Annotated in this window: 23 protein-coding genes; 12 read left to right on the top strand and 11 right to left on the bottom strand. The window is 49.0% G+C overall.

From position 1 onward, the window contains the following. Positions 1–84 precede the first annotated feature (84 nt). A complete protein-coding gene (locus JYJ62_RS14600) occupies positions 85–2,295 on the top strand; it encodes a TonB-dependent receptor (RefSeq protein ID WP_232365815.1) in 2,211 nt (736 codons plus the stop codon). Between the two features lie 53 nt (positions 2,296–2,348). Further along, positions 2,349–3,029 (top strand): Fe2+-dependent dioxygenase, encoded by a 681-nt coding sequence (locus JYJ62_RS14595; protein WP_205342969.1) that lies wholly within the window; start codon positions 2,349–2,351, stop codon positions 3,027–3,029. A gap of 10 nt (positions 3,030–3,039) precedes the next feature. On the opposite strand, the gene JYJ62_RS14590 is transcribed toward JYJ62_RS14595, so the two are convergent. From JYJ62_RS14590 to JYJ62_RS14565, 6 genes are all read right to left on the bottom strand, one after another. Further along, the gene (locus JYJ62_RS14590) at positions 3,040–4,260 is read right to left on the bottom strand and encodes an NADPH cytochrome P450 oxidoreductase family protein (protein ID WP_205342968.1); all 1,221 of its coding nucleotides are present in this window, start codon (positions 4,258–4,260) and stop codon (positions 3,040–3,042) included. Positions 4,261–4,380: 120 nt separating this feature from the next. After that, positions 4,381–5,274 (bottom strand): DUF4198 domain-containing protein, encoded by an 894-nt coding sequence (locus tag JYJ62_RS14585; RefSeq protein ID WP_205342967.1) that lies wholly within the window; start codon positions 5,272–5,274, stop codon positions 4,381–4,383. A 12-nt stretch (positions 5,275–5,286) separates the two neighbouring features. Further along, positions 5,287–5,796: a DUF2271 domain-containing protein gene (locus tag JYJ62_RS14580; RefSeq protein WP_205342966.1), complete on the bottom strand. Its 510-nt coding sequence runs from the start codon at positions 5,794–5,796 to the stop codon at positions 5,287–5,289. Between the two features lie 14 nt (positions 5,797–5,810). Further along, positions 5,811–6,410 carry a PepSY-associated TM helix domain-containing protein gene (locus JYJ62_RS14575; RefSeq protein ID WP_205342965.1) on the bottom strand — a complete coding sequence of 200 codons (600 nt, stop codon included), beginning with the start codon at positions 6,408–6,410 and terminating at the stop codon, positions 5,811–5,813. Positions 6,411–6,476: 66 nt separating this feature from the next. Beyond that, positions 6,477–8,702 (bottom strand): TonB-dependent receptor domain-containing protein, encoded by a 2,226-nt coding sequence (locus JYJ62_RS14570; protein WP_205342964.1) that lies wholly within the window; start codon positions 8,700–8,702, stop codon positions 6,477–6,479. A 221-nt stretch (positions 8,703–8,923) separates the two neighbouring features. Then, positions 8,924–9,643: an SIMPL domain-containing protein gene (locus JYJ62_RS14565; RefSeq protein WP_205342963.1), complete on the bottom strand. Its 720-nt coding sequence runs from the start codon at positions 9,641–9,643 to the stop codon at positions 8,924–8,926. Positions 9,644–9,791: 148 nt separating this feature from the next. Here JYJ62_RS14565 and JYJ62_RS14560 point away from each other — a divergent pair, with 148 nt between their 5' ends. Further along, positions 9,792–11,060 (top strand): ATP-binding protein, encoded by a 1,269-nt coding sequence (locus tag JYJ62_RS14560; protein ID WP_205342962.1) that lies wholly within the window; start codon positions 9,792–9,794, stop codon positions 11,058–11,060. 14 nt (positions 11,061–11,074) lie between these two features. Then, entirely contained in the window at positions 11,075–11,635 is a 561-nt protein-coding gene (locus tag JYJ62_RS14555; RefSeq protein ID WP_205342961.1) for a response regulator transcription factor, read from the top strand. 58 nt (positions 11,636–11,693) lie between these two features. Here the strand turns inward: JYJ62_RS14555 and crp are convergent, their stop codons facing one another. Continuing rightward, complete coding sequence (gene crp / locus JYJ62_RS14550; RefSeq protein WP_205342960.1) at positions 11,694–12,332, bottom strand: cAMP-activated global transcriptional regulator CRP; 639 nt, start codon at positions 12,330–12,332, stop codon at positions 11,694–11,696. A gap of 232 nt (positions 12,333–12,564) precedes the next feature. Here crp and JYJ62_RS14545 point away from each other — a divergent pair, with 232 nt between their 5' ends. After that, positions 12,565–12,987: an OsmC family protein gene (locus tag JYJ62_RS14545; protein ID WP_205342959.1), complete on the top strand. Its 423-nt coding sequence runs from the start codon at positions 12,565–12,567 to the stop codon at positions 12,985–12,987. Between the two features lie 234 nt (positions 12,988–13,221). Beyond that, the gene (gene speD, locus JYJ62_RS14540; protein ID WP_205343023.1) at positions 13,222–14,025 is read left to right on the top strand and encodes an adenosylmethionine decarboxylase; all 804 of its coding nucleotides are present in this window, start codon (positions 13,222–13,224) and stop codon (positions 14,023–14,025) included. Positions 14,026–14,089: 64 nt separating this feature from the next. Here the strand turns inward: speD and coq7 are convergent, their stop codons facing one another. Next, positions 14,090–14,737 (bottom strand): 2-polyprenyl-3-methyl-6-methoxy-1,4-benzoquinone monooxygenase, encoded by a 648-nt coding sequence (gene coq7, locus JYJ62_RS14535; protein WP_205342958.1) that lies wholly within the window; start codon positions 14,735–14,737, stop codon positions 14,090–14,092. A gap of 88 nt (positions 14,738–14,825) precedes the next feature. Then, positions 14,826–15,164 carry a histidine triad nucleotide-binding protein gene (locus JYJ62_RS14530; protein ID WP_205342957.1) on the bottom strand — a complete coding sequence of 113 codons (339 nt, stop codon included), beginning with the start codon at positions 15,162–15,164 and terminating at the stop codon, positions 14,826–14,828. Between the two features lie 93 nt (positions 15,165–15,257). Between JYJ62_RS14530 and JYJ62_RS14525 the strand changes: the two genes are divergently transcribed. The 5 genes from JYJ62_RS14525 (at position 15,258) to JYJ62_RS14505 (ending at position 19,595) form a co-directional block, all read left to right on the top strand. Then, positions 15,258–16,733: an AAA family ATPase gene (locus JYJ62_RS14525; protein WP_205342956.1), complete on the top strand. Its 1,476-nt coding sequence runs from the start codon at positions 15,258–15,260 to the stop codon at positions 16,731–16,733. 205 nt (positions 16,734–16,938) lie between these two features. Then, on the top strand, positions 16,939–17,586 hold the full coding sequence (adk, locus tag JYJ62_RS14520) for an adenylate kinase (RefSeq protein WP_205342955.1): 648 nt from the start codon (positions 16,939–16,941) through the stop codon (positions 17,584–17,586). A gap of 142 nt (positions 17,587–17,728) precedes the next feature. After that, positions 17,729–18,409: a tRNA (adenosine(37)-N6)-threonylcarbamoyltransferase complex dimerization subunit type 1 TsaB gene (gene tsaB / locus JYJ62_RS14515; protein WP_205342954.1), complete on the top strand. Its 681-nt coding sequence runs from the start codon at positions 17,729–17,731 to the stop codon at positions 18,407–18,409. A 62-nt stretch (positions 18,410–18,471) separates the two neighbouring features. Then, complete coding sequence (locus tag JYJ62_RS14510; RefSeq protein ID WP_205342953.1) at positions 18,472–18,810, top strand: hypothetical protein; 339 nt, start codon at positions 18,472–18,474, stop codon at positions 18,808–18,810. Next, positions 18,810–19,595, top strand: coding sequence for a class I SAM-dependent methyltransferase (locus JYJ62_RS14505; RefSeq protein WP_205342952.1), 786 nt, complete (start codon positions 18,810–18,812; stop codon positions 19,593–19,595). Before JYJ62_RS14510 ends, JYJ62_RS14505 begins: the two co-directional genes overlap by 1 nt. Before the next feature lie 73 nt (positions 19,596–19,668). On the opposite strand, the gene JYJ62_RS14500 is transcribed toward JYJ62_RS14505, so the two are convergent. Together JYJ62_RS14500 and glnE are read right to left on the bottom strand one after the other, a co-directional pair. After that, a complete protein-coding gene (locus JYJ62_RS14500) occupies positions 19,669–20,592 on the bottom strand; it encodes a branched-chain amino acid transaminase (RefSeq protein WP_205342951.1) in 924 nt (307 codons plus the stop codon). 36 nt (positions 20,593–20,628) lie between these two features. Then, the gene (glnE, locus tag JYJ62_RS14495; RefSeq protein ID WP_205342950.1) at positions 20,629–23,556 is read right to left on the bottom strand and encodes a bifunctional [glutamate--ammonia ligase]-adenylyl-L-tyrosine phosphorylase/[glutamate--ammonia-ligase] adenylyltransferase; all 2,928 of its coding nucleotides are present in this window, start codon (positions 23,554–23,556) and stop codon (positions 20,629–20,631) included. A 249-nt stretch (positions 23,557–23,805) separates the two neighbouring features. Here glnE and aceE point away from each other — a divergent pair, with 249 nt between their 5' ends. Then, positions 23,806–26,460, top strand: coding sequence for a pyruvate dehydrogenase (acetyl-transferring), homodimeric type (aceE, locus tag JYJ62_RS14490; RefSeq protein ID WP_205342949.1), 2,655 nt, complete (start codon positions 23,806–23,808; stop codon positions 26,458–26,460). The last annotated feature ends 1 nt before the right edge of the window (position 26,461 follow it).

Here is a 26,461-nt window from a genome sequence, read left to right as displayed (position 1 = left end):
CTTTATTGAGATATGTCAATAAAGTAATGGTAATGCTAATTGTTATCATTTAGGATTCCTTCTTCTAAAAAAGGAGGAACTCCCTTGCCTGCATCTATCGTTTCATCAAAAAAACAACCGCGTTCTTTGTTAGTCACTGCCGTTGGTCTTGCGCTTGCCTCAGCCAGCCATATGTCAGTTGCACAAGACAACACCGCTGCCGTCGAACTTGATTCGCAAACAGTAGTGGGTGAGACGCCAGCCTATCGCACCACTCATTCCGTTTCGGTTAAGAACACTGTGCCTTTGTTCGATATGCCACAAACCATTCAAGTGATTCCTGCCGAAGTGATTAAAGAGCAGCAGGCACTGAGTTTGCGTCAAGTCTTGAGTAACGTCTCAGGCATTACTTTCAATGCTGGTGAGGGCGGTGGTGGTTCAGGTGACAGCATCAATATTCGTGGCTTTAGCGCCAATGCCAATATGCAAATTGATGGCCTGCGCGACAGCACACAAACCAATCGTACTGACACCTTTAATATTGAAGCGGTTGAGGTGATTAAAGGCCCGAATTCAGTGTTTGGCGGCAGCGGCACTACCGGTGGCAGTATCAACCAAGCCAGTAAAGCACCCAAACAGCGTAATTTTGCTGAGCTCGGCGCAGCTTTAGGCACCGATGGTTATCACCGTATGACGCTGGATGCCAATCAGCGTCTAGAAGGCGTGGGCACTGGTAGTGCGTTTCGTCTTAATTTAATGGCGCATGAAAATGATGTGCCAGGTCGTGATGATATTGATCGTAAGCGTTGGGGTATTGCACCCTCAGTGTTATTTGGTCTGAACGATGCGACGCGCCTCACGCTGAGTTATTTTCATCAAGTCGATGACAATCTACCAGATTACGGGGTGCCGGCACGCGACGGTAAAAAGCTGTCGGGCGTCAGTCGTGATGATTACTTTGGTTTTCGTAACTTTGATAAAGAAGACATTACTAGCGATGCTTTCACGGTTAAATTTGAGCACGATATTAGCGATTCGTTACAGCTGCAAAACTTAACCCGTTACAGCCGCATTGATCGCGATACCGTGATTTCAGCTTCGCATGTGAATCTTGATAAAGAAAAAGGCACGAATCGGCTGATACCTGCGGGACGTTACCAGCCAGCAGGCCCTCAAGCCTATGGTCGTGATGTCGAGTCACAAATGTGGATCAATCAGCTGAGTTTGATTGGTGAAAATGAGCTGTTGGGTATGCAGCACAGCTGGGTTGCGGGTGGCGAAATCTCACGAGAAACCTATGAGCGTGAAGCTTATAACCATGCCTTTGATTTTACAGGCATTGATTATGACTTGTATAACCCACCAGGTTATTACGCCGGCCCTGCGCAGCGCACCTCATTGGATAACACCGAAACCCACCTGACCAATAAAGCGCTGTATGCCTTTGACACTATCAGTCTCACTCCGCAATGGGATATCAATCTGGGCCTGCGTTATGACTGGCTCAATGGCGACTTTGAGAAGACCACAGTAAAAACAGGTCTCACCGATACGTACCGAACTGAAGATAAAAAGTTCAGTGGGCGTGCGGGCTTGGTGTATAAGCCTGCGGATAATGGCCGGATTTATGTGGCCTATGGCACCTCGTTTAACCCGTCTGCTGAGTTTTTAACCACTATGGGTTCTGGCGTTAGTGGCGCCACGGCAGACTTATCTCCTGAGAAGAACCGCACACTCGAATTGGGTACTAAGTGGACCTTCTTCAATAGTGCCTTAGAGTTGGATGGTGCGCTCTTCCGTGTTGAGAAAACCAATGCCCGCGAACAGTTAGCCGATGGTTCGTACCGGATGGCGGGTGAGCAGCGTGTGCAGGGTGTGGAGTTAGGTGCAACCGGAAAGGTGACAGCTGATTGGAAAGTCTATGCCAACTACACCTACCTCAGCAGTGAAACCACCAAGTCAAATGATGCCAATAGAAAAGGTCAGGCGTTGGGTAATACGCCGCCGCATTCATTCAACCTCTGGACCACTTATGATCTACCGCAGGGCTGGCAAGTGGGTTATGGCAGCCGTTATGTCAGTCAGCGCAATGTCACCTCGGAAGACCGTGCTAAGTTGGCAGAGTATTGGGTGCATAATGCTTTGATCGGTTACCAAGTGAATGATCAGCTGGGTGTGCAACTGAACCTTAATAATATCTTTGATAAAGACTATGTTGAACGGGTACGTCAGCGTCCTGGTGATGGCTCACGCTCATCGGCAGTGGAGTTTGGTGATGGTCGCAATCTGATTTTATCGACCACCTATACGTTCTAAAATGATGTCACCCTTGCTGTTTAATGCAGCAAGGGTGTTTTGAGATTAAGACGATGATGTTACATATTCCTAATGTATTAACTGCGCAGCAGGTGCAAGAGTGTCGCCAGTTATTGGCGCAAGCGAGCTGGCAGGACGGTAACGCCACTTCAGGCTTTCAGTCGGCGATGACAAAAAATAATCTGCAGTTAGCGCAAGACTCGACTACTGCGATCAACATCGGTGCGCTGATTGTGCAGGCCTTACACAACAATCCGCTGTTTGTTGCTGCTGCGTTGCCAGACACCATTTTCCCACCATTATTTAATTGCTACCAAGTCGGACAAGGCTTTGGTATTCATGTGGATAATGCGATCCGCATCGATCGGCAAACCGGACAAAAAGTGCGTACGGATTTATCAGCGACCTTGTTTTTTAGCGAGCCGGATGAATACGATGGCGGTGAACTGGTGGTGGAAGACTCTTACGGCGCGCACAGCGTTAAGTTGCCGGCTGGTGATATGATTTTGTATCCATCGAGCAGCTTGCATCAGGTAATGCCCATCACACGTGGGCAGCGCGTTTGTTCCTTTTTCTGGCTGCAGAGTCTGATTCGTGAAGATGCGCAGCGTAGCTTGTTGTTTGATCTGGACACCAGTATTCAAGAAGTCAATCAAGCGCTCGGTGTCGGCCATGCCACCAGTGTGCAATTGACCGGTGTGTATCATAATTTGCTCAGACGCTGGGCACGTTAAGCTTCCCTGTTCAATATAGATCCGTACGATAACGTCCTTGTTGCTGCAAGCTCTGCATCTGCTCTTCACCGAGCAGTTGCGTCAAGGTTTCTTGCACGCCACGTCCCATCCCTTGCAAGCGGCCACAGACATAAATCACCGCACCTTGTTCGAGCCAGCTGAGTAAGCGCTGGTGCTGTTCATCTAGATAATCTTGCACATAACGGGGTGTATTTGTATCGCGGGAAAAGGCGTAATCAAGATAAGTGAGGTGCTGACTGCGCTGCCATTGATGTAATTCTTCAGGCAGCAGTCGATCGGTGCGCGGGCAGCGCTCGCCTAAAATCAGCCAGTTTTGACTGAACTGTGGCCGCTCGGCAAGGTGTGCTCTTAAGCCTGCCAAGCCGCTGCCAGCGCCAATGAAAATCGCCGGTTTGTGTTGCTCTACAGCGTTAAAGTTAGGCTTGCCGCAGAGGCTAAAGGCAATACTGTCGTTAAGACTTAGCGTTTCACAGAGCCAGCCTGAGCATTGCCCCGGTGTTTGTTTAGCATCGTAGTTGAGGCGCACGATCAGCTCTAAGTAACCACTCGTAGCGCTTGATGCAATGGAGTATTCGCGGCTGCTGAACGCTGGATCATTGAAGGGGTGTACCCGCACAGTATCGCCAGCTTGCCAGTCACAGTGTGCGGTTTGAAAGCGCAGTTTATAGAGCCCAGGGCTGTTGCTGTAAGGGTTGAGGTGCTGGCGCTCAAGCAGAGTGGCATTAAACCAAACGGGTTGGTACTGGCTTGGCTCAATTGTGTCGATGGCAAAGTGTGCAGCCATACGTTGCTGCCAATGAGCCAGCTGTTCTGCTTGCATATTGTCGACAGTCATCAAGGGTAAGCTTAATTTTGCACCCTGTGCGACTAAGCGTGCTTGCAGTTGTTCGGCAAATTTACAAAAATCTGGATAACGACGATCGCCTAATCCGAGCACCTGAATATTGAGGTGCTGCAGATGACAGTCGGTCGATACATTTTTTAAGAATAGACGCGCATGTTCAGGCGCTTCACCCTCGCCGAAGGTGCTGACGATAAAGATGATCTGTGTGCTTTTTTGCAGCAGGCTGCTACTGAGCTGATCCAGAGCTAAACAGCTTGCAGATTTCCCTGCTCGGCTGAGTTGCTGCTGCAGTTGCTCAGCAAGTTGCTGGGCGTTACCACTTTGACTGGCCCAGACAATGAGCAGATCCCCTGTCGCGTAAGACATAGTGCGTTGCTTGGCGCGATAACCATACCAAGTCCAGATGCAGCATCCGCAATAACTCAGTAGCACGCCAGCAGCAATGAGCTGGCGGCTATGGTCTGCAACGATCTCAAACATAGGTACTTAGGGTGCCAACACTTCTAGAGTGGCGCTGTAGCTGGCACGTTTTTGTGTGGCCGGTGACTCTGTGCTGGTAATGGCTTGCGTGCTCACAGCTTCGAGCCAGTACATGCCAGCCTGTGGCCAAGTGATAGAAAAAGCGCCGTTGTTATCGGTGCTCAGTACGATCTCGTTGAGGCTGTCGCGGTAGCGAATCCCTTCAGCAATCACCGTGACTTTTAAATTTGCGGCGGGTTTACCATCGAGTAGAAAAGCAAAGTGCGCTGTTTCACCGGCGAAGAGGTCGTTAGGGTGGGTTTTTGCGATCAGCTCTAAGCCCTTGTTAGTCGGTTTAAGCACTTGCTCAGAGGGTTGGCCTGACGTGACAAAAACTTCCATGCGGCTGGCGCTTTCGGTGACTTGCAGTTTTTCTGCATCCTTTGGCACCTGTTTGGCAAAATCTGCAGCTTTGCCTGACCAGCGCTTCATTTCGCCATTTTCTTGGTAACGAGCAAAAAGACCTTGGTTAGCAATGGCTAACTTCCATGTACCTTTTTGATCCAGTTGTACATCGAAGGTGCTGCGGTAACGGCCGGTATTGGCAAAGAGGGGTTTGGCTAAGCTGCCGTCTGGACGGATAATTTCCAATTGCGCACGCGGGCGTGCCGGTGCTGGTTTTGCATCTTTGCCTGCTGGTGTTTGCCCAGGCATCACCAAGGGCTCACCGACTCCTTCGATTTGTAGCGGGAAATGCTCAAAATAAAAAATATCATTGGAAACTGCAGCATCAACGCTAATCCAAGGTTCATCGCCTGATAGTACTGTCGCTGAAGGCAACATCCATGCGCGGTGGGCATGGGCGCTGAGCGGCAAGCAGATGGCTAACGCCAGTGCAGTCCATTTGATCATAGGTTTCATTGTTAGGTTTCCTTAAGGAATGAGGGTGAGATTGATGGCACCAAGTTCGCTGGAGCCTTGGGCTTTTGCGCTGACTTTTTGCGACGGTGGCCAGCTGAAAGGAATACGTAAAATTTCACGCCCGCCGACTTCGCGAGCCGCTTCAACCAGTAACTCGTAGTCGCCGGCTTTGAGCTGCTGTAAAGCAGCGCTGCCGCCGTTAAAGTTTAGTGAGTGTGTGCCCACCGCGCGTGTTGCACCGCTGACGCCATCGACTGGCAACTCAAGGCTACGGCCACTGCGACGCCACCATTGACGCATATCTTTGAGCCATTTCTCACCTTCGTTGTCTTTCATTTTCAAGTCATACCAGACATTTAAATTGGCAATATGCTGGTTGTCTTGCTCAATCCACAGCGCGACGTACGGACGGTGGTATTCAGCAACTTCGAGGCGAGGTATGTCTAACTCAATTTTCAGATCAGCAGCACTGACTGGTAAACAGGTGGCTAACGCGCATGCAGCGAGGGCTTTTCTAAGCATGAAACGATCCTTCCTTAATGAATAAATAACAGCATGATGAGTAGTGGAATCACCAAGCCTGCCAAGGTGACCGGCCAAGTGTTTGGGCGCATGTTTGTTTGCCGCGTCAGCAACCACAGCCCAGTGAAGCTAAATAGCACGCAAATGCCAGCGAAAATGTCGATAAACCACGACCATGCCGCACCGCTATGACGGCCTTTATGCAGATCATTAAAATAAGCAATCCAGCCACGATCAGTGCTTTCATAAAGCAATTCGCCACTGTCTAAATCGATACTGAACCAGCCATCACCACCGGGGCGTGGTAAGGCTAAATACAGCTCATCAGAAGACCACTCGGCATGGGTTGGATTGATCGATTGCTGGAGTTGCTGCTCAATCCAGTCTTGTGCCAAGCGGGGAATCTGTTGCTGTGTCGCGGCGAGCTGCAGTTCAGCGAGTAATGGTTTGGGCAAGACGCTGTCGAGGGTAACGATGAGCGGTTTAGCACTAATTTGGCTGGCGTGATTCAGGGTGATGCCGGTGACGGCAAACAGCAGCATGCCAGCTAAGCACAGTGCCGAGCTGATCCAGTGCCATTGCCTAAGTGTGCCGAGCCAAACAGGAGGACGCATAAGGAGACCTGATGCAAACACCACCCGCGTATGTTGCATGCGAGTGGTGTTTAAACGAGTGGAAAGTTAGAACGCGTAGGTGGCTGACATCCATAGACGACGGCCTTCTTCGATGGTGCCTGAAGAGCCTGCAGTGGAGTGGGTATAGTCAGTGCCGTAAGCGATACCGTTAGCGACGCCAGCATTACTGTAGGTGGCGTAACTTTTACCTTTAACAAAGTCTTTGTTGAGCAGGTTGTAGAGGGTTGCGTTGAAAGACAACTCTTCGGTGGCTTGATAAGAGCCGCCTAAGTGGAGCAAGGTATAAGCCTGCATGTTCTTGCCAAGGTTTTGATAAATGGATTGGCTGGTGGAGTAACTGCCATTGGCGTTGGCAAGGTTGGCGTATTTTGAGGTGAAGCGTGCGCGTTCGCCGCGATACTCACTTTTCAGCCATAGATTAAGTCTGTCAGTGGTCGCCCAATTTAAGCTGGCGTTAGCCAAGTGCTTAGGTGTATTGGTTAAAGGCTCGCCCTTATCTTTGCCGCTTTTTTGCTCGCTGTCGGTAAAGGTGTAATTGGCATTCACGCTCCAAGCATCAGCAAACTGCCAGCGACCGGCCAGCTCAAAACCTTGGGTAATGGCTTCATCAACGTTGATTTTCTGTGAGCACTCGCCACCCGTGTTACCGGCGCAGAGTGGATCGATAATAGGATTACCTGTGGCGATTTTATCTTTAAATTTGTTATGGAAAACTGTGGCGTTGGCATTGAAACCAGCGAGGTTATCAAAGTACATACCAAATTCAGTGCTGGTACTGGTTTCTGGCTTTAAGTTGGGATTGCCGATTGTGGTGGTTTTACCTTGACCGGTTACGCCGTTAATACCACTGTGTAGATCATTCAAACTTGGGGTCTTATAGCCTTTGCTCACGCCGCCTTTCAGTGTCCAATTATCATTGGTGTTCCAAACTAAGTACGCACGTGGACTGGTATGGCCGCCAAACGCCTGATGGCGGTCATAACGCGCGCCCAACGTCAGTGCTAGATCATCGCTCATGTGCCATTCGTTTTCGGCAAAGACAGCAGCGGCCTCTTGCTTAAACTTCTTGGTGGCGATGCCATCTTCCAGTTCGGCATCCCAGTACTGGCCGCCAAGGGTGCTGACCGTATTGTCGGTGAGCGCTGTGACAAACTTAGTGTCGACAACTAAATCAGTGGATTTTAAGGTGCGTTTATCGCCGCCAACAATGTCAGGAAAACCGACATAACCGGTGCCAATGGTGCCAGGAATGCTACGGCCAAAGGTTTCAGTGGTGTTGTAGGTGATCGCACTGTCCAGCGTCCCTAGATCAAAACGACCGGTATGAGTTAAGGCGTATTGAGTGCGCTCAAACTTTAATTCATCACTGTAACCATTGGCTTTGCTTGCATCGTTAACAGCACAGCCATCGATCGCGTCGCCACCTTTTTTGCCATCTAAAGTACCCAGTTGGCAGTCATCGTTATTGTATCGTTGCCGACCTTTTTCAAAATCTAAAGCAAAGTCATGATTATCTTGCGGGGTGAAGTTCAAACGAGCGCCAAGGTTGAAATTTTGTCCTTCAACTGGGGAAGGGCCGCGTTTGCTGACATTAATACCGCTGCCGTAGGTTAGATCTGATGCTTGGCGATCAAAGAAGCTGCCGCGTACATTGAGGCCGAGTAAGCCGTCAATCAGCGGGCCGCTGCTGTAAAAACTGGTGCCGCCGGTATCGCCGAAATCACGTTCTTCTTGGTAGGTGTAGTCTGCGGTGACGCTACCGTTCCATTCACTACCGACTTTTTTGGTAATGATATTAATGATCCCGCCCATGGCATCGGAACCATACAGGGTCGACATTGGGCCGCGAATCACTTCAATGCGCTCAATGGCTGACATCGGTGGCATAAAGCTGGTGGAGGTATCGCCAAAGCCGTTCGGCGTCACACTGCCCGCTGGGTTTTGCCGACGACCATCAATCAAGATCAGCGTGTAATCGCTGGGCATGCCACGCATGCTGATGTTTAAGCCACCAGTTTTTCCAGTGGTTTGCTTAACATCGATGCCTTCAACATCATCTAAGGCTTGCGCGAGATTGCTGTAGCGTTTCTTTTGCAGGTCGGCGTTGCTCACCACTGAAATACTGGCTGGCGCATCGGTAATTTTTTGCTCAAAACCTGAGGCACTGACTACGGTTGAGCCGAGTTGAGCAGGGGATTGATCAGCTAGAGCAAGACTGCTGGTGCAGAGAATAGAACAAGCAAGCAATGAATAAGCAAAAGGGATACGCATAGCAAACTCCAAATAAGAATGCTGCGCATGCTAACCATTCGCAACTGCAATGTAAATAGAGTTGAGAATTATTACTATTCGTATGTGGCTTGGTTTGAGCTATCTGCGTGTCTTAATAGCTAAGGACGGTTCTCCGTTTTGCTGACATTTTCGTGACGAAGTATTGCCCGGTACTCATTAGGATGACACAGAATAGTGTGCCATCCTGTCACGCAGGCTGTTTAAGGCAGAGCGACCTCAATCACGCCATCGGCAATAATGCTGACTTGGCTGCTGCCCGCTTCAATTTCTGGTACTGCGTTTTCTTGCTCAGCCATTCCGGATGAGAACATCTTGGCGGAGCGCGCGTAGATCGGTGGCTGTGAAAAGCCATTGCTGTTTAAGTTTAGATTCACCACTTTATAGTGCGTGCTACCAAACGCATCGCTGACCAGTTTGGCTCTGGCTTGGAAAGCGCTAATCGCTTGTTTAAGCAACTCGTCTTCACTGCTGATGCGAGTTTCTGCGGCGATACTAAATTGCATATTGGCCATTTTTAAAGTTTTTAGAAGCTCACCAGTTAACGAGGATAGTGCAGAAAAATCGGTACTTTCTAAGCGTACTTCTGCACGTTCGCGCCACCCAGTGATTTTTTGACCTTTACTGTCATGAATTGGGTAACTGCTACGTTTGCCCAGTTTAACGCTGATTTGCGGTTGTAAACGGGCTTTATCAATCGCTTGATTGAGTGCATTGGTGACTGTAGTGGCGAGAAGGGCAGGATCCGTGTCTTGTGCTTCACTATACAAAGTGACTTGCATTTGATCGTGAGCGACCTCTTGATGCGCTTCGGCACGCAAGGATATTTGATTGTAAGTTTGTTCGTTAGCCAGTACAGCAGTGCTTGTTGCGAGACTGCTGATCAATAAAATGATAGGTGTGACGCGTAAAAACTGGATCATAAAAACTCCATGTGCATCCTGTGCATGAAATAAAAAGACAGCTTAGCTGAATATAGGTTCATTAAGACCGGCTTATGTGACTATGAGTCGCAGCGTGCAGTGGATTGCTGCCAGACAGTTATACTCTATAGCAGGTTAAGGAGAAGTTATGTTGGCACCCATACAGCTGTTATCTGCAAGTCGCCGGAATTTATGGCGGTTGACGTGGATTCGTCTTTTAGTTCTGGCCGCACAAGCAGGTACGCTCGGCTTTACCTATATGAGTGATTTGGTCGCATTAGCGTGGTTACCATTGCTGGTGTTATTGGCACTATCGCTGAGCATGTGTGTGTTGACCAGTTTGCGTTTGCGCGGCAGTTGGCCGGTGACTGAGCTGGAGTTTGCGATTCACCTAGCCATGGATTTATTAATCCACAGTGGCTTGCTGTATTATGTGGGCGGATCGACCAATCCTTTTGTGGCGTATTACTTAGTGCCGCTGACGATTGCAGCCGCTACCTTGCCTTGGCTGCATTCTATTGTGCTGAGTGGCTTGGCCTTGACTGGCTATACGGCATTACTGATCTGGTATCGACCCTTACATTTGCAGGGCGAACAAGTGGGGCAGTTACTGATTACCCTGCATTTATTTGGTATGTGGCTGAATTTTGCTTTATCAGCGGCATTTATTACATTTTTCGTTTCGAAAATGTCCGAAGCGGTGCGCGAGCAAGACCAGTTACGTGCTGCGCGACGTGAAGACAGTATGCGTGATCAGCAATTATTAGCGGTGGCAACGCAAGCGGCGGGTGCTGCTCATGAGCTAAGTACGCCGCTATCAACCATGAGTGTATTACTGACAGAGTTGCGCCATGAATACCGAGAGCAGGCAGAGTTACAAGATGACTTAGCTCTACTGCAAGAACAAGTGAAGTTATGCAAGGGTACTTTGCAACACTTGGTACGTGCGGCTGAAGCCGATCGTCGGCAAACCATTGAAGAGCAAAGTGTCGTCGACTGGTTAGAAGCCGCTTTGCACCGCTGGCACTTGATGCGTCCCGAGGCTACTTATCGTTATCAGTTAACCGGTGTTGGTGTGGCACCAACCTTGATGCCAGCGGTGGACTTAAGCCAGGCATTGCTTAATTTGCTCAATAACGCAGCGGATGCCTGTCCTGACAACTTAGTGATTCGTTTAGGCTGGGATCAGCAGTCGATTGTTATCACTATCCGTGATTATGGCGCAGGTGTGCCTTTGGCGATTGCTGAACAGTTGGGCAAACCGTTTTTTACCACGAAAGGCAAAGGTTTTGGCTTAGGCCTGTTTTTAAGCCAGATTAGCGTTATTCGTGCAGGCGGCACGGTAAAGTTGTATAACCAAGAAGGCGGTGGGACTTTAACGGAGTTACGTTTACCGCGGATGCATATAGTGCTTTAAGCGAGGAGTTACAAGTGACTGAAGAAAACCTATTTGAAGGTGAAGAACAGCCGCATTTGTTGTTGGTGGATGATGATGAAACCTTTACTCGGGTGATGGCACGCGCGATGTCACGACGCGGTTTGCGTGTGTCGATTGCCGGCTCTGCGGATGAGGGCTTAGCTTTAGCTAAAGTTGATTTGCCGGATTACGCGGTGCTTGATCTGAAAATGGATGGTGACTCTGGCTTGGTGTTACTGCCGAAGTTACTGGAGTTAGATGCTGAGATGAAGGTGCTGATTTTAACTGGCTACTCCAGTATCACCACTGCAGTTGAGGCGATTAAACGAGGCGCATCCAATTACTTATGCAAGCCGGCGGATGCCGATGATGTTCTCGTAGCGCTGTTGTCGGATCATGCTGATTTAGCCACACTGGTTCCTGAGAATCCAATGTCGGTTGATCGTTTGCAGTGGGAGCATATCCAGCGCGTGTTAGCTGAACATGACGGTAATATATCCGCGACAGCCCGTGCCTTGGGTATGCACAGGCGCACTCTGCAGCGTAAATTACAAAAGCGCCCCGTTCATCGTTAAGGTTAGCAGGCGTCTGCGTAGGATCACGCAGACGCCTTCGGAGCTCAAGTCGAGAGCTTTAACGGGTGCCCAGCACCACCATGGTTTTACCATTCACGTCGACTAAACCTTGTTCTTCAAGGTTTTTCAATACGCGCCCGACCATCTCGCGCGAACAGCCAACAATGCGGCCAATCTCTTGACGAGTAATTTTGATTTGCATGCCGTCAGGGTGGGTCATGGCATCGGGTTCTTTGCACAGCGCCAGTAAGGTACTAGCAATGCGACCGGTGACATCTAGAAAAGCGAGATCACCGACTTTAAGTGTAGTGTTGCGCAAGCGATCGGCCATTTGATTGCCCAGAGTGTGCAATAGCCCAGAGTCACGCTGGCTTAGTTCACGAAACTTTTCATAACTTATTTCCGCGACCTCACAGGCGGTTTTTGCTCGTACCCCAGCACTACGCTGTGGCTCAGAGGTGCTGCAGCTAAATAAGCCCATTTCACCAAAAAAGTCACCCGGGTTTAAGTAGGCCATAATAATTTCTTTATCATTGCTACCTGCAATATGAATGGTGACGGAGCCTTGCAGAATAAAAAACAATGATTCACAAGGGTCGCCTGCACAAATAATGCTGCTTTTGTTACTGTAATAACGCTTATTACAGTGTTGAAGAATTTTCTCGATGTTTTTACTTTTTGCGCTGATGACAGCCATGCGATAGCCTCAAGAATGAACCTGGTCTTTAGAGTGCAAAGCAATCATTCTTCTGGTTTTTATAAGTGTGTTGCACTTATCATAAAGCTAAGCCTAGGTTGCGCAAGGGTACTAAACAGTTGTAATAGGGATGTAATTAAAGAGTATTAGTTAGGTTTTTTGCCTATAGGCGAGGGATTTTAAGGGCTGTGGTAAGCTTGCCTTTTTTCCGTAAGCAATTGGAGTATAGGTTATGCAAGCGCGGGTAAAGTGGGTTGAGCAGGCGATGTTTTTAGCTGAGTCAGGCAGTGGTCACACGGTGGTGATGGATGGCCCAGAAGAGAGCGGCGGACGCAATGTCGGCGTACGTCCAATGGAAATGTTATTGATGGGCTTAGGCGGTTGCAGTAACTTTGATGTGGTCAGTATTTTGAAAAAATCACGCCAAGCTGTACGTGATTGTGAAGTCCGTATTGATGCTGAACGGGCCGATGTTGAGCCTAAGGTGTTTACTAAAATTGCTCTGCATTTTATTGTCAGTGGTACTGACTTAAAAGAAACAGTGGTCAAACGCGCGGTTGATTTATCTGCGGAAAAATACTGTTCTGCATCGATTATGCTGGCGCGCGCCGGCGTTGAGATTACCCACAGTTTTGAAATTATTGAATTGGCTTAGAGCCGCGGTCAAGATTTGTTAATTTATTCTGGCTAAAAGCTAGCATCCACAGGTCTTGCTCTGCATAATGGCGCGCCCCTTTTCTACACACTAAGTGGGTGTGTAAGGGAAACCAGAATCGCATTGCGAAGAGGTGAAAACTGCCCTACGCAACTGTATTGATGTAACTTTGAATACAGTTGACCGGCGTGCATGATAACGCGGCTGCGCCGCACCAATGAAGAGCATCTAACGTTGACCAGTAAACTCAAGCTGCATGGGTTCAACAATCTCACCAAGACTTTGAGCTTTAATATTTATGACATCAGTTATGCGCGAACGACAGATGATCAGCAAGCCTACGTTGGCTATATCAATGAAGAATATGATGCTGAACGTTTAACGCAAATACTGACTGATGTTGTTGACATCATCGGCGCTAATATTTTGAATATTGCTCGTCAAGACTACGAACCGCAAGGCGCGAGTGTGACGATCTTGATTTCAGAAGAGCCGGTAGAACCCACTGCCAGTCAAATTGAGGAATCACCCGGTCCTCTTCCAGAAATTATTCTGGCGCATTTGGATAAAAGCCATATTACCGTGCATACCTACCCGGAAATTCATCCGGTGGATGGTTTGGCGACCTTCCGTGTTGATATTGATGTATCAACCTGTGGAGTGATTTCACCGCTAAAAGCACTGAACTACCTGATTCACCAGTTTGATTCTGACATTGTCACGATTGATTACCGTGTCCGTGGTTTTACTCGCGATATTGAAGGGCGTAAGCACTTTATTGATCACGAGATTAATTCGATTCAGAATTACTTGTCTGAAGATACACGCTCAGCCTATCAAATGACTGATGTGAACGTGTATCAAGAGCACTTGTTTCATACCAAGATGTTGTTGAAAAACTTTGATTTGGATGATTATTTATTCGGTGATGCCACCCGTAATCTATCCTACGAGCAACGCCGTGATGTAGAAGAGCGTTTACGCCATGAAATGCTAGAGATTTTTTACGGGCGTAATATGCCGCAAACAAATCGTTAAGCGTTGCTACGTCAATAAAAAAGCGCTGATTATCAGCGCTTTTTTTTAAGTGGTTTTCTACTGACTAAATACGGTAGGTGCTGCTGGTCATCACTTTTGCCATCAGACTCATGCCCAGCTTAACTGGCGCTGGGAAACGATAGCCGCCTGCATCCAGTGCACTTGTCGCGTGCTGTTCTTCATCGATGCGCATTTGTTCTAAAATAGCACGAGACTTGCGATCTGTTTCTGGGATTTGCTGCAGGTGATCATCTAAGTGTTTACAGACCTGGTCTTCAGTAGCGGCAACAAAACCTAAACTGACTTTGTCACTGATCGCTCCAGCCGTCGCACCTATTGCAAAGGATAAGCCATAAAACAACGGATTGAGCAGACTGGTGTGGCTGCCCAGTTCGCGAATACGTTGCTCGCACCACACTAAATGATCAATTTCTTCCTCGGCTGCTTGTTCCATTTTTTCGCGAATCTCTGGCAGGCTGGCGGTCAATGCTTGGCCTTGGTACAGCGCTTGAGCACAGACTTCACCGGTGTGGTTAATACGCATTAAACCTGCAATATGGCGTGTTTGTTCTGTGTCTAACGCACTTTGCGGCTCTAGTACTGCGGGTGATGGGCGGTGCGCGTGGCTGCTGTTAGGAATTAAGGTGCGCAGGGCCGCATCAGCTTGCAGTAACAAACGATCAATGGGCGAGTAGTGGCGTTGAGAGGACATAGCAGGCTCCTGTTAAATGGCCGTAATAACTGTGCAGCAAGGAGGATCAGCACCTTACCTAATATTTTATAGCGTTATCAGTATACGCCTAGCCTGGTGGCCAGCTCATTTGTCGTTGGCCGAGCACGTGCATATGAATATGGTAAACAGTTTGACCGCCCATTTCGTTGGTGTTCATCACCACGCGAAAGCCTTCTTCGCAGCCTTGCTCTTTAGCTAAACGCTGTGCCGTATAGAGAATATGTCCCGCTACAAAAGTATCTTCTGGGGTCAAGTCAGACAGCATGCTGATATGTTTTTTCGGAATTACTAGAAAATGTACAGGTGCTTGGCCTGCAATATCATGAAAGGCGACGACATGTTCATCTTCATATAATTTGCGTGCGGGGATTTCGCCCGCAACAATTTTGCAAAACAAACAATCCATAACACCGACCTCTGCTTGTTGTAAGATTCTTCGAGTTTAGCTGTCTGGTCGTTCAATCACCAGTGTTGATAATGTTTTGATGGGTGCAGCCGTTTGAAAAATGATCTTAAAGATTTACAGCTGGTTTTAGATTCACGAGTGCGCTTAATTGTGATTGAGTCGTGGGATGAGCTGCGCGTCTTAGAAACATTGACCTCACTGGTGGTTCAGCGCGGTATCAATTTGCATGTCTGGTCAATCAGCGAAGGCTTGCAAAATCTTGGCTTTGGTGGCGCGATGCTGGAGGACAGTCATGTCCCAGAGAAGGCTCTGCGCTTGGTTAAAGCTGATCCGCAGGCAGGGCTCTATGTGTTTTTTGATCTGCATTCATTTCTTGAGAATGATGCGTTATTGATTCGTTTAGTTAAAGATATTGCGATGGCTGCAGGACCGGATAAACCGACACTAATACTGGTTTCACATGCGTTAAAATTACCGTCTGAAGTGCAGCGTTATGCGGCACGTTTTAGTTTGTCATTGCCGAGTGAGGATGAGCTGCTGGCTCTGGTTCGTGAAGAAGCCGTGCGCTGGAGTGAGGTCAATCGTGGCTTGCGTGTGCGTACCGATAATAAAACCTTGCAGCAGGTGGTGAAAAACTTACGCGGCTTAAGTCATGCTGATGCTCGTCTGCTGGCGCGTAGTTTGATCTGTGATGATGGTGCTATAACCCAAGAAGATTTACCTGAGCTTAATAAAGCCAAGTTCCAGTTGCTGGATCTAGATGGCGTGTTGGGTTACGAGGCTGATACTGCACACTTTGCTGACGTGGGTGGTTTGTTAAACTTAAAACAGTGGCTCTCTGAGCGCCAAGCCGCGTTTATGGCTGGCACAGCTAATGATCTACCAAAAGGCATGCTGTTGTTGGGCGCGCAAGGCAGCGGTAAAAGCTTGGCTGCGAAAGCGGTGGCCGGTCTTTGGGGTTTGCCATTACTGCGATTAGATTTTGCCAGTTTATACAATAAATATTTTGGTGAAACCGAACGCAATTTACGTGAAGCCTTGCTGATGGCTGAACGCATGTCTCCTTGTGTGCTGTGGATGGATGAAATTGAAAAAGGCTTAGCGACGGGAGATATGGACAATGGTGTCAGTCAGCGAGTCTTAGGCACCTTGTTAACCTGGATGGCTGAGCGTAAAGCTCCGGTCTTTGTCGTGGCTACGGCTAATATCATTAAGCGCTTACCGCCAGAGTTGATGCGTAAAGGTCGTTTTGATGAGATTTTCTTTGTTGACCTACCTGCGCCTGCAGTGCGTGAAGATATTTTTAAAATCCATTTGCTAAAGCGCGAACTGGCGGCTGAAAATTTTGATGTGACTGCCTTAGCACTGGCCAGTGCAGGTTTCTCTGGTGCGGAAATTGAGCAAGCCGTGGTGTCTGCATTGTATGCGGCACAGGCGCGGCAGGTCCCTGTTGTACAGTCACTGTTGCTTGAAGCGTTACAGCGCACAGTGCCGTTGTCCGTGGTGATGTCAGAAGAACTGACGGCACTGCGACATTGGGCCGCAGAGCGAACCGTTCATGCTGGTTAGGGTTATGCTGATTTAGAAAAATAGTGCTGAGTCGACTTACTTTACTGGCTAGCGCTGATAATTTTTCTTGTGCGACTAAAGGCTGATGTGTATCTTGGTCGCTTTTGGGCTTTAGAAGGCCACCTCATTTAAATATACAGAGCAGCCCTAATGCTGCTCTGTTAAGAGTTTTACGATAATAATCTTTAATATAAGGAGCACAATAATGCGCGTTATTTTGTTAGGAGCGCCGGGCGCCGGAAAGGGCACACAAGCCGGATTCATTACTAAAAAGTTTGGCATTCCACAGATTTCTACTGGCGATATGCTGCGTGCGGCTGTTAAGGCAGAAAGTCCACTGGGATTGAAAGTTAAAAACGTGATGGCAACCGGTGGTTTGGTGTCAGATGACATCATCATCGATTTGATTAAAGAGCGCATTACTGCCGATGATTGCGCCAATGGCTTTTTATTCGATGGCTTTCCACGCACCATTCCGCAAGCAGAAGCACTGCGTGACGCCGGTGTTGAAATCGATCATGTGATTGAAATTGCTGTGGAAGATGAAGAAATTGTCGGCCGTATTGCTGGCCGCCGTATGCACCCCGCTTCAGGTCGTACTTATCATGATTTGCACAATCCACCGAAAGTGGCAGGTAAAGACGACGAGACAGGTGAAGACTTAATTCAACGTGAAGACGATAAAGAAGACACCGTGCGTCACCGTTTGTCTGTTTACCACTCACAGACCAAGCCGCTGGTTGCTTTCTATCAAGATTTAGCAGCGGTCAATGGCACACCAAAATACAGTGCTATTGAGGGTGTCGGTTCAGTTGAGCAAATTACCGCGAAGGTATTGGCTGCACTGGCCTAAGCTGACTTAAGGAATACATTCGTTTTTGCAGTGAGCGAACTCGATGTAATAGCGAATGTATTCTTTGTCCTTTGTTGTGCAAAATTCCCCTGTTAGCAGTCTGCCTGCTACAATTCTGTTTTCAATTACTTGACGATAAATCATGACGACTTTATTGGCGCTGGATACGGCCACTGAAGCTTGTTCTGTTGCGTTATTACACAATGGGCAAGTGTTCAGCCGTTACGCGGTCATTCCTCGTTTACATGCACAATCTATTTTGCCGATGATTAGCGAAGTATTGGCCGAGGCCGGTATTGCTAAAACTGCCGTGGATGCGATTGCTTTTGGCCGTGGTCCAGGCGCATTTACCGGTTTACGGATTGCGGTAGGCGTAGTACAAGGCTTAGCCTTTGCTCTCGAATGCCCAGTGCTACCGATATCCAACCTGGCTGCGATTGCCCAACGTGCGTGCCGTGAATACGGTGCTAAACACGTTGCCGTGGCGATTGATGCACGAATGGATGAAGTGTACTGGGGGTGCTATACCTTGCTTGATGGTGAAGTGCAGCTGCAAGGAATCGAGGCCGTACTACCACCAGAGCGCGCAGAATTGCCGCGCGGCGCCGCTGATACTGAATGGTTTGCCGCCGGTACCGGTTGGCAGGCCTATGCTGAGCGAATTGCCGTACCGGTTGAGGCGCGAGCCCCGCAATTATTACCTCACGCTGTGGATATTTTGAACCTCGCGCAAGGAATGTGGCAGCGCGGTGAAGCGATTAGCGCGCAGCAGGCGCAGCCGATTTACCTACGCGATCAAGTAGCAACGCCGAAGCAGCCTTAACAGGATTGAACTGTTGGCTAACTCTGGTTACAGTGCAGCTCAGTTAATAGGATTTTAAAGCAATGCGTATTGACGGTTTTTCACCTGCTTATGTGCCCAACAGAACCACGCGCCCTGATAGCAGTGCGCAGATGGATGCTGCTGTGCGCGAGGCTGAAAGCCGTAACCGTCAACAGCAACCGCTTAACGCTTCTGATACCTTGCGCTTGGATACTTATCAAGCAGTGCCGCGAGCTTCTGCGCACATGCAGATCCAGCAATACGAAGCGCGGCAAGCTTTAAATAATCCGGCACAGCAGTATCAAGCCAGCAAAGCCTTGGCCAGTTACAGCAGTACTGCGGGGTTTAGTAGTAAAGCAGAAGAAGCGGCCACCGTCCTCGGCCTTGATTTGTACGCTTAATGTCAGATTTAACTTTAACCACAGCTGTATTAATCCGCGTTGACGCCATGACTGCTGCTGATCAAGCTGCAGCCGTGCAGTGGGCGCAGGATTTAGGTTTGCCGCTAGAGGGCGAGGCTGAGTTTGCTTTGCAGGTCAGCGTTGACGGCTTGCAGCTACAGGAACTCAGCGCTTCAGCTCCTGGGCCGATTCGGGTTGATTTTATTGAAGGCGCGCTGGCGCATCGTCGTCAGTTTGGTGGCGGTACCGGCCAGATGATTGCTAAAGCAGTGGGCATCCAGCCGGGTGTTCGCCCAACTGTTTTAGATGCAACGGCAGGCCTTGGTCGCGATGCCTTTGTCTTAGCATGTTTGGATTGTCAGGTGACGATGATTGAGCGCAATCCGATTGTTGCGGCCTTACTCTCTGATGGTTTGCGCCGGGCACGGCTTGACTCGCAAGTGCTGGGAATTGTACAGCGGATGCCCTTGCTGGTTGGCGATGCCATTGAGCTCATGTTGGCTTGGACGGCAGAGCCGCCGCAGGTTATTCACCTTGACCCGATGTTTCCCAGTCGTGATAAAAGCGCATTGGTGAAAAAAGAAATGCGTCTGTTTAAGCCCTTAGTGGGTGCTGATGATGATGCGTCTGATTTATTGGCTGCCGCTTTAGCCTTAGCCAGCCACCGCGTCGTGGTCAAGCGTCCGCGCAAAGCACCAGCGATTGCTGGTACAGCACCGACCTATAGCTTGGATGGTAAATCCAGCCGCTACGATGTCTATGCGAAGAAAAGTTTAAAGTCGTAACGGATGAAAGTATCAATTACAAAAAAAGCCCGCGAAAATAATTTCAGCGGGCTTTTTAATCAGTTACGAACGCTTAGTTAACCAATGTGCGCCACTCGGCGTGATCATCAGTCTCACCCGTTACTAAATCAAAGTAGGCTTTTTGCAGCACTGCAGTGACTGGACCACGGCTGCCGATACCGATTTGACGGCCATCTACTTCACGAATGGGTGTCACTTCGGCAGCAGTACCGGTAAAGAACGCTTCATCAGCGATATACACTTCATCGCGAGTAATACGTTTCTCAACGATTTCGATACCGCGCGCTTTAGCGAGAGTCAAAATGGTATTACGGGTAATACCATTGAGGCAGGCGGTCACTTCTGGTGTGTAAATGACGCCATCTTTAACGAGGAAAATATTTTCGCCAGAACCTTCAGCTACATAACCTTCTGGATCAAGTAACAGCGCTTCGTCAGCACCGCCAGAAACTGCTTCTTGTAACGCTAGCATAGAGTTCACATAAGCACCGCTTGATTTTGCGCGGGTCATAGTGATATTCACGTGGTGACGGGTGAAGGAGCTGGTACGCACTTTAATACCATTCTTCAAGGCTTCATCGCCCATGTACGCGCCCCAATGCCATGCCGCAACAATGAGGTGTACTTTTAAGTTGTCAGCACGGATACCCATGCCTTCTGAACCATAAAACGCCAAAGGACGAATATAAGCGCTATCCAGTTTGTTGTCACGCACTGAAGCAATCACTGCTTCGTTGATCTGCTCTTTAGTGAAAGGAATCTTCATATTCATGATATGTGCTGATTCAAACAGACGGTCAGTGTGTGCTTGTAAGCGGAAAATCGCGGTACCTTGAGGCGTTTTATAGGCGCGAATGCCTTCAAAGACACCCATGCCGTAGTGCAATGAGTGAGTCAGAACGTGAGTGGTTGCGTTACGCCATTCAACCATTTCACCGTCATACCAAATAACGCCATCACGATCAGCCATCGACATTTTTACGTGCTCCTGAAAATAATATTTAAAAAATGCTTACAGATAACTCAAGCCCAGCTCTTGCCAAACGCCCATCACTGCGTGACGTTCGTCGGTAAATAAATTGCCTTCAACCACGCCTTGCTGCTTTTGCAGGGCCAGACGGTGGGCAGCAGCACGATAGGCCTTGTAAGCCTCCTGTAACATGCGAACATAATCCGCATTGAGCAGGTTTTCTGCGCCGAGACCGTCAAGAATACGGATGTTATCGGTATAGGTTACCAGTTGTGGATATTGCCATGACCAAGCTAGAACGGCATATTGCACCATAAATTCGATGTCAACGATACCACCAGCATCCTGCTTTAGATCAAATGGCACATCACTATTGAATGCATTCTGGCCTAAACCACCTTGGGTGATCTGAGTGCCATGATTATGCCGCATTTTTGCGCGCATTTCGCTGACTTCATCTTGCAAGACTGGCAGGCTACGTTGACGTCCTAAAACGTTCAGTCGTACTTGGTTAAATTGCTCGGTTAAGGCAGGGCTACCGACCAATACCCGTGCACGTATCAGTGCTTGGTGTTCCCAAGTCCAGGCTTGTTCTTCTTGATAGCGAGCAAAGGCGCTGAGTGAACTGGCGAGTAAGCCTGCATCACCGCTGGGTCTGAGGCGCATATCCACATCATAGAGCCCTCCCGCGGTGGTGCGCGTAGTCAGCATTGAGATAACCCGTTGCCCTAGACGGGTATAAAACTGCGCGCCATCGACAGGCCGAGCGCCATCCGTTTCAGCCAAGGGGTCACAATCGTAAATAAAGACCAGGTCCAGATCAGAGCCGTGGCCCAACTCAATTCCGCCGAGCTTGCCGTACCCCACCACCACAAAGTCGAGCTCACTGCGGCTGCCATCCATGCGTTGTGGCATGCCGTGTTTGCGCACCATTTCATTCCAGACTAAGTGCAGCACTTGCTCCAGAATCGCTTCCGCCAGCCAGGTCAGATAATCACTGACCTTCATTAGTGGCAGAGTGCCGGCGATTTCCGAGGCGGCGACACGTAGCCGGTGCGCTAGCTTGAAGTGACGCAGCGCATTCATCTGCTGTTCAATATCTTCCTCAGGAATACGCAATAAGTGCTCACGCAACTCCGCCGTTAACTCAGGTGCCAGCGGTGGGCGATACAAGCGTCCCTCATTGAGTAACTCATCCAGCAGCGCTGGGAAGCGACTTAGTTGTTCGGCTATCCATGGGCTGGCCGCGCAGAGGCTAATCACTCTAAGCAGTGCTCCAGGGTTTTCAGTCAATAACACCAGATAAGCAGAACGGCGGGCGACCGCTTCAATCAGTGGTAAAACCCGCTCCAGTACTAGATCAGGATTATCGTGCTCAATGGCTTGCGATAAAAAACGTGGCATAAAAGCATCTAAACGCTCACGTCCTAAACGTTGCATGGCTCGCACTTGACTGCCTTCGCGCAATTGTACAATGCGTTGCCAAGCCGCATGACTGTCATGGTAGCCCGCTTCGCTGAGTTGCTGACAAATACTCTCTACGGCAATTGAGTCTTCCCAGACCGGTAGCCATTCAGCGCCTATACAATCTTCGTCATCTTCGTCGGGATCGGCAATCACATCGCGAAAATGGTGCTCAATACGTTTACGCCAATACATCAGTTGTCCGAAAAACGTCGTCCAATCATTAAACCCCATCATAAAAGCAATGCGCGCTTGCTCTTGTTCGGTATCCGGCAGGCTTTGCGTTTGCAAATCACTAACAGCTTGCAAGGCGTGCTCGGTGTAGCGCAAGAAACGATAGGCGTCTTTCAGTTCGGTGACATCGGCCGAGGGCATATAGCCCTGCGCAGCGAGGGTGTCTAAAATATTCAGCAAAGGGCGCTGTTGCAGGCTTAAATCACGTCCGCCATGAATCAGCTGGAAGGCTTGTGCAATAAACTCGACCTCGCGAATACCGCCTGAACCGAGCTTGATATTGTCATCCATATCTTTGCGGCGCACTTCTTGTTGAATCAGTTGCTTCATTGAGCGCAGCGCTTCAATCGCCGAGAAATCTAAATAACGTCGATAAACAAAGGGCCGCAAAATACGCAATAAACTCGCACCGGTATTTTGATCACCACCGACCACGCGCGCTTTAATCATCGCATAACGTTCCCAGTCGCGGCCTTGGTTTTGGTAATACTGTTCAATGGCGTTAAAGCTATACACCAGTGGACCGCTTGAACCATAAGGACGCAGGCGCATATCCACGCGAAAGGCGAAACCATCCACGGTAATAGTATCCAAGGCCTTAATCAGCTTCTGGCCCAGGCGGGTGAAAAACTCTTGGTTATCGAGGCTGCGTTTTGCCCCTTCGGTTTCACCGCCCTCAGGGTAGGTAAAAATCAGATCGACATCCGAGGAGAGGTTCAGTTCATAGGCACCGAGCTTGCCCATACCCAGCACGACCAGTTGCTGTGGTAGTTTGCTATAGCGTCCAATTGGCGTGCCGAACAGCTGACAGTGTTGCTGATACAGCCAGTGATAGGCTAAGTCGATACAGGCGTCGCCCATGGCCGAGAGGTCGCGGCAGGTTTCACTCAGTTCAGATTGCCGGATTAAATCACGCCAAATAATACGTACTTGTTGACGGTTACGGTATTGACGTAAATGCAGTAAGAGACTGGTCTCATCGGCACAATCGGTTAAGCGCTCATTGAGTTGATAGCGTATTTCCCCTGGCACCAAAGTACGGTCCAGCTGCCCAGAAGCGACTAAATCAATTAGCATTTGCGGATCACGAATTGCTTGGCCTAGAACGAAATCGCTGAGGCTGCAGACACGAATAAACGCTTGATAGCGGCTGTCAGGCCATAATGGGTTAGCAATCTGTTGTTCTTGCAGGGCATGCGCCCATTCGCGCTGTGCTCTTTGTTGCAAAAATAATAAGCTAGAAGGAATTGTATCCAGTAAAAGAGGGGTCATGCGAGATCCTGAACATTGTCGCGCCAAGGGTGTCAGTAAAGATACCTTAAATTCACAGGTTGTGGCGTGTCCAAGAAAAGCACTTGGCCAAAAGATGTAGTGAATAGATGCTGACTCGCGCGTCGTTTTGTAGTAAAACTACATAAAAGAAAAACAATATGACTTTGCAGTGCCATGGGCTGACTGTTCACAAGACATGAAGCACGTATAGGTCTTATCATCAATAGACCCTTTGTTCGGGAGCAAAACATGCAAGATCTTGATCCGGTAGAAACACAAGAATGGCTGGACGCCTTGGATTCTGTCCAAGCGCACGAAGGCGAAGAACGCGTTCATTATATTTTATCGCGTTTAGGCGAGCTGGCCAGTCGCAGCGGCACGCGTTTACCGCATGCCATTACAACCCCTTATCGCAATACTATTCCGGTTACTCATGAAGCACGAATGCCTGGCGATTTATTTATGGAGCGCCGCATTCGTTCTTTAGTGCGCTGGAATGCTTTGGCCATGGTGATGCGTGCTAACCAAGCCGATCCCGACTTAGGTGGACATATTGCCACCTTTGCCTCCAGTGCGACCTTGTATGACATTGGTTTCAACTATTTCTTTAAAGCACCGACCGAAGAACATGGTGGTGACTTAATTTATTTCCAAGGGCATGCCTCGCCAGGTGTGTATGCGCGTTCTTTTTTAGAAGGGCGTATCACTGAAGAGCAATTGGACCATTTCCGTCGTGAAACCGATGGCGAAGGCTTGTCATCTTATCCGCATCCTTGGTTGATGCCGGACTACTGGCAGTTCCCAACGGTGTCGATGGGTTTAGGTCCAATTCAAGCGATTTACCAAGCACGCTTTATGAAATACCTTGAGCACCGTGGCTTTATTGAGCCGGGCAAGCAAAAAATCTGGTGCTTCTTAGGTGATGGTGAAACCGATGAGCCAGAATCGCTGGGTGCGATTTCTTTGGCCGGTCGTGAAAAACTCGACAACCTGATTTTTGTGATCAACTGTAACTTGCAGCGCTTAGATGGCCCAGTGCGCGGTAATGGGAAAATTATCCAAGAGTTGGAAGGTAACTTCCGTGGTGCTGAGTGGAACGTTATTAAAGTTCTATGGGGCCGCTTATGGGATCCGTTGTTTGCTAAAGACACTGAAGGTGTTATGCAGCGTCGTATGGATGAAGCGCTGGATGGTGATTATCAAAACTATAAAGCCAATGATGGCGCCTTTGTCCGTAAAGACTTCTTTGGTGCTGATCCACGCTTAGCCGAGATGGTGTCTGATCTAACCGATGATGAGGTGTGGAACCTCAATCGTGGTGGTCATGATCCGTTTAAAGTGTACGCTGCCTATCATGCGGCGGTTAACCATACCGGTCAGCCCACGGTGATCTTGGCAAAAACCATTAAAGGTTATGGTACTGGTACCGGTGAAGCGCAAAACATTGCTCACAACGTGAAGAAAGTTGATTTAGCCAGCCTCAAAGGCTTTAGAGACCGTTTTGATATTCCGGTGAGTGATGAGAACTTAGAAAGCTTGCCGTTCTATCGTCCTGCAGAAAACAGCCCAGAGATGCGTTATCTGCAAGAGCGTCGTGAAAAACTCGGTGGTTTTGTACCGCAGCGCCGGATGAAAAGTATCAGTGTTCCGACACCATCGCTGGAAACCTTGAAAAGTATTCTGGATGGCAGTGGTGATCGTGAAGTCTCCACGACCATGGTGTTTGTGCGTATTTTGGCGCAATTACTCAAAGATAAAGACTTAGGTAAGCGTATCGTACCCATCGTGCCTGATGAAGCGCGCACCTTTGGTATGGAAGGCATGTTCCGTCAGTTGGGTATTTATTCGGCAGTTGGTCAGCTGTATCAGCCGGTCGACCATGGCCAAGTGATGTATTACAAGGAAGACAAAAAAGGACAGATCCTTGAAGAAGGCATCACCGAAGCGGGTGCGATGTCGGCGTGGATTGCTGCAGCAACAGCCTACAGTAACCACAACCAGCCGATGCTGCCTTTCTATGCGTTCTACTCGATGTTTGGTTTCCAGCGTATTGGTGATTTAGCCTGGGCCTCAGGTGATATTCGTGCTCGAGGTTTCTTGATGGGTGGTACTGCAGGACGCACCACGCTGAATGGTGAAGGTTTACAGCACCAAGATGGTCACAGTCATATTTTGGCGGGCACTATTCCGAACTGCCATACCTATGATCCAACCTACGGCTACGAAATGGCGGTGATTATTCGCGAAGGCATTTATCAAATGCTTGAGCTACAAAATGATCGTTACTACTACATCACCATGATGAACGAAGCCTACGAGCAACCGGCAATGCCTGAGCGTGAAGGTATTGAGGCCGATATTGTTCGCGGTATGTACTTGCTTGAAGAAGACAAACGCAGCAGTGATTTGCATGTACAGCTATTAGGTAGCGGTACGATTTTGCTTGAAGTACGCGAAGCCGCAAAAATTCTGCGTGATGAATTTGGTGTGGGCGCTGATGTCTGGAGTGTCACCAGCTTTAACGAACTGCGTCGCGACTGCTTAGACGCTGAGCGTTGGAACCGTTTACATCCGCGTGAAACGACACGCCTGTCGCATATCGAAAATTGCTTGCAGGATCGTCGTGGGCCCGTGGTGGCATCAACCGATTACATGAAATTGTATGCTGATCAAGTGCGCCAATGGGTGCCGCAAGACCAGTACAAAGTGTTGGGCACTGATGGTTTTGGTCGCAGTGACTCACGTAAAAAACTACGTCACTTCTTTGAAGTGGACCGTTACTGGGTGGTGTTGGCGGCGTTAGAAGGCTTAGTTGCTCAAGGCCAAATGGATGTGCAAGTGATGCTTGATGCCATGCAGAAGTTTGGTATCGATGCCAATAAACCTAACCCACTGGACTGCTGAG

Source organism: Denitrificimonas caeni (genome assembly GCF_905120345.1).
In the GTDB taxonomy this organism is placed as follows: domain Bacteria; phylum Pseudomonadota; class Gammaproteobacteria; order Pseudomonadales; family Pseudomonadaceae; genus Denitrificimonas; species Denitrificimonas caeni_A.
This window is presented reverse-complemented; position numbering and strand designations above follow the sequence as displayed.

What these genes read in the sequence shown, in the direction of transcription:
- JYJ62_RS14590 (WP_205342968.1), bottom strand. Translation starts at nt 4,260, where the DNA reads ATGTCTTACGCGACAGGGGATCTGCTCATTGTCTGGGCCAGTCAAAGT.
- JYJ62_RS14545 (WP_205342959.1), top strand. Translation starts at nt 12,565, where the DNA reads ATGCAAGCGCGGGTAAAGTGGGTTGAGCAGGCGATGTTTTTAGCTGAG.
- JYJ62_RS14580 (WP_205342966.1), bottom strand. Translation starts at nt 5,796, where the DNA reads ATGCTTAGAAAAGCCCTCGCTGCATGCGCGTTAGCCACCTGTTTACCA.
- crp (WP_205342960.1), bottom strand. Translation starts at nt 12,332, where the DNA reads ATGGCTGTCATCAGCGCAAAAAGTAAAAACATCGAGAAAATTCTTCAA.
- JYJ62_RS14570 (WP_205342964.1), bottom strand. Translation starts at nt 8,702, where the DNA reads ATGCGTATCCCTTTTGCTTATTCATTGCTTGCTTGTTCTATTCTCTGC.
- glnE (WP_205342950.1), bottom strand. Translation starts at nt 23,556, where the DNA reads ATGACCCCTCTTTTACTGGATACAATTCCTTCTAGCTTATTATTTTTG.
- JYJ62_RS14565 (WP_205342963.1), bottom strand. Translation starts at nt 9,643, where the DNA reads ATGATCCAGTTTTTACGCGTCACACCTATCATTTTATTGATCAGCAGT.
- JYJ62_RS14500 (WP_205342951.1), bottom strand. Translation starts at nt 20,592, where the DNA reads ATGTCGATGGCTGATCGTGATGGCGTTATTTGGTATGACGGTGAAATG.
- JYJ62_RS14595 (WP_205342969.1), top strand. Translation starts at nt 2,349, where the DNA reads ATGATGTTACATATTCCTAATGTATTAACTGCGCAGCAGGTGCAAGAG.
- aceE (WP_205342949.1), top strand. Translation starts at nt 23,806, where the DNA reads ATGCAAGATCTTGATCCGGTAGAAACACAAGAATGGCTGGACGCCTTG.
- JYJ62_RS14575 (WP_205342965.1), bottom strand. Translation starts at nt 6,410, where the DNA reads ATGCGTCCTCCTGTTTGGCTCGGCACACTTAGGCAATGGCACTGGATC.
- JYJ62_RS14560 (WP_205342962.1), top strand. Translation starts at nt 9,792, where the DNA reads ATGTTGGCACCCATACAGCTGTTATCTGCAAGTCGCCGGAATTTATGG.
- tsaB (WP_205342954.1), top strand. Translation starts at nt 17,729, where the DNA reads ATGACGACTTTATTGGCGCTGGATACGGCCACTGAAGCTTGTTCTGTT.
- JYJ62_RS14505 (WP_205342952.1), top strand. Translation starts at nt 18,810, where the DNA reads ATGTCAGATTTAACTTTAACCACAGCTGTATTAATCCGCGTTGACGCC.
- coq7 (WP_205342958.1), bottom strand. Translation starts at nt 14,737, where the DNA reads ATGTCCTCTCAACGCCACTACTCGCCCATTGATCGTTTGTTACTGCAA.
- JYJ62_RS14510 (WP_205342953.1), top strand. Translation starts at nt 18,472, where the DNA reads ATGCGTATTGACGGTTTTTCACCTGCTTATGTGCCCAACAGAACCACG.
- JYJ62_RS14585 (WP_205342967.1), bottom strand. Translation starts at nt 5,274, where the DNA reads ATGAAACCTATGATCAAATGGACTGCACTGGCGTTAGCCATCTGCTTG.
- JYJ62_RS14530 (WP_205342957.1), bottom strand. Translation starts at nt 15,164, where the DNA reads ATGGATTGTTTGTTTTGCAAAATTGTTGCGGGCGAAATCCCCGCACGC.
- adk (WP_205342955.1), top strand. Translation starts at nt 16,939, where the DNA reads ATGCGCGTTATTTTGTTAGGAGCGCCGGGCGCCGGAAAGGGCACACAA.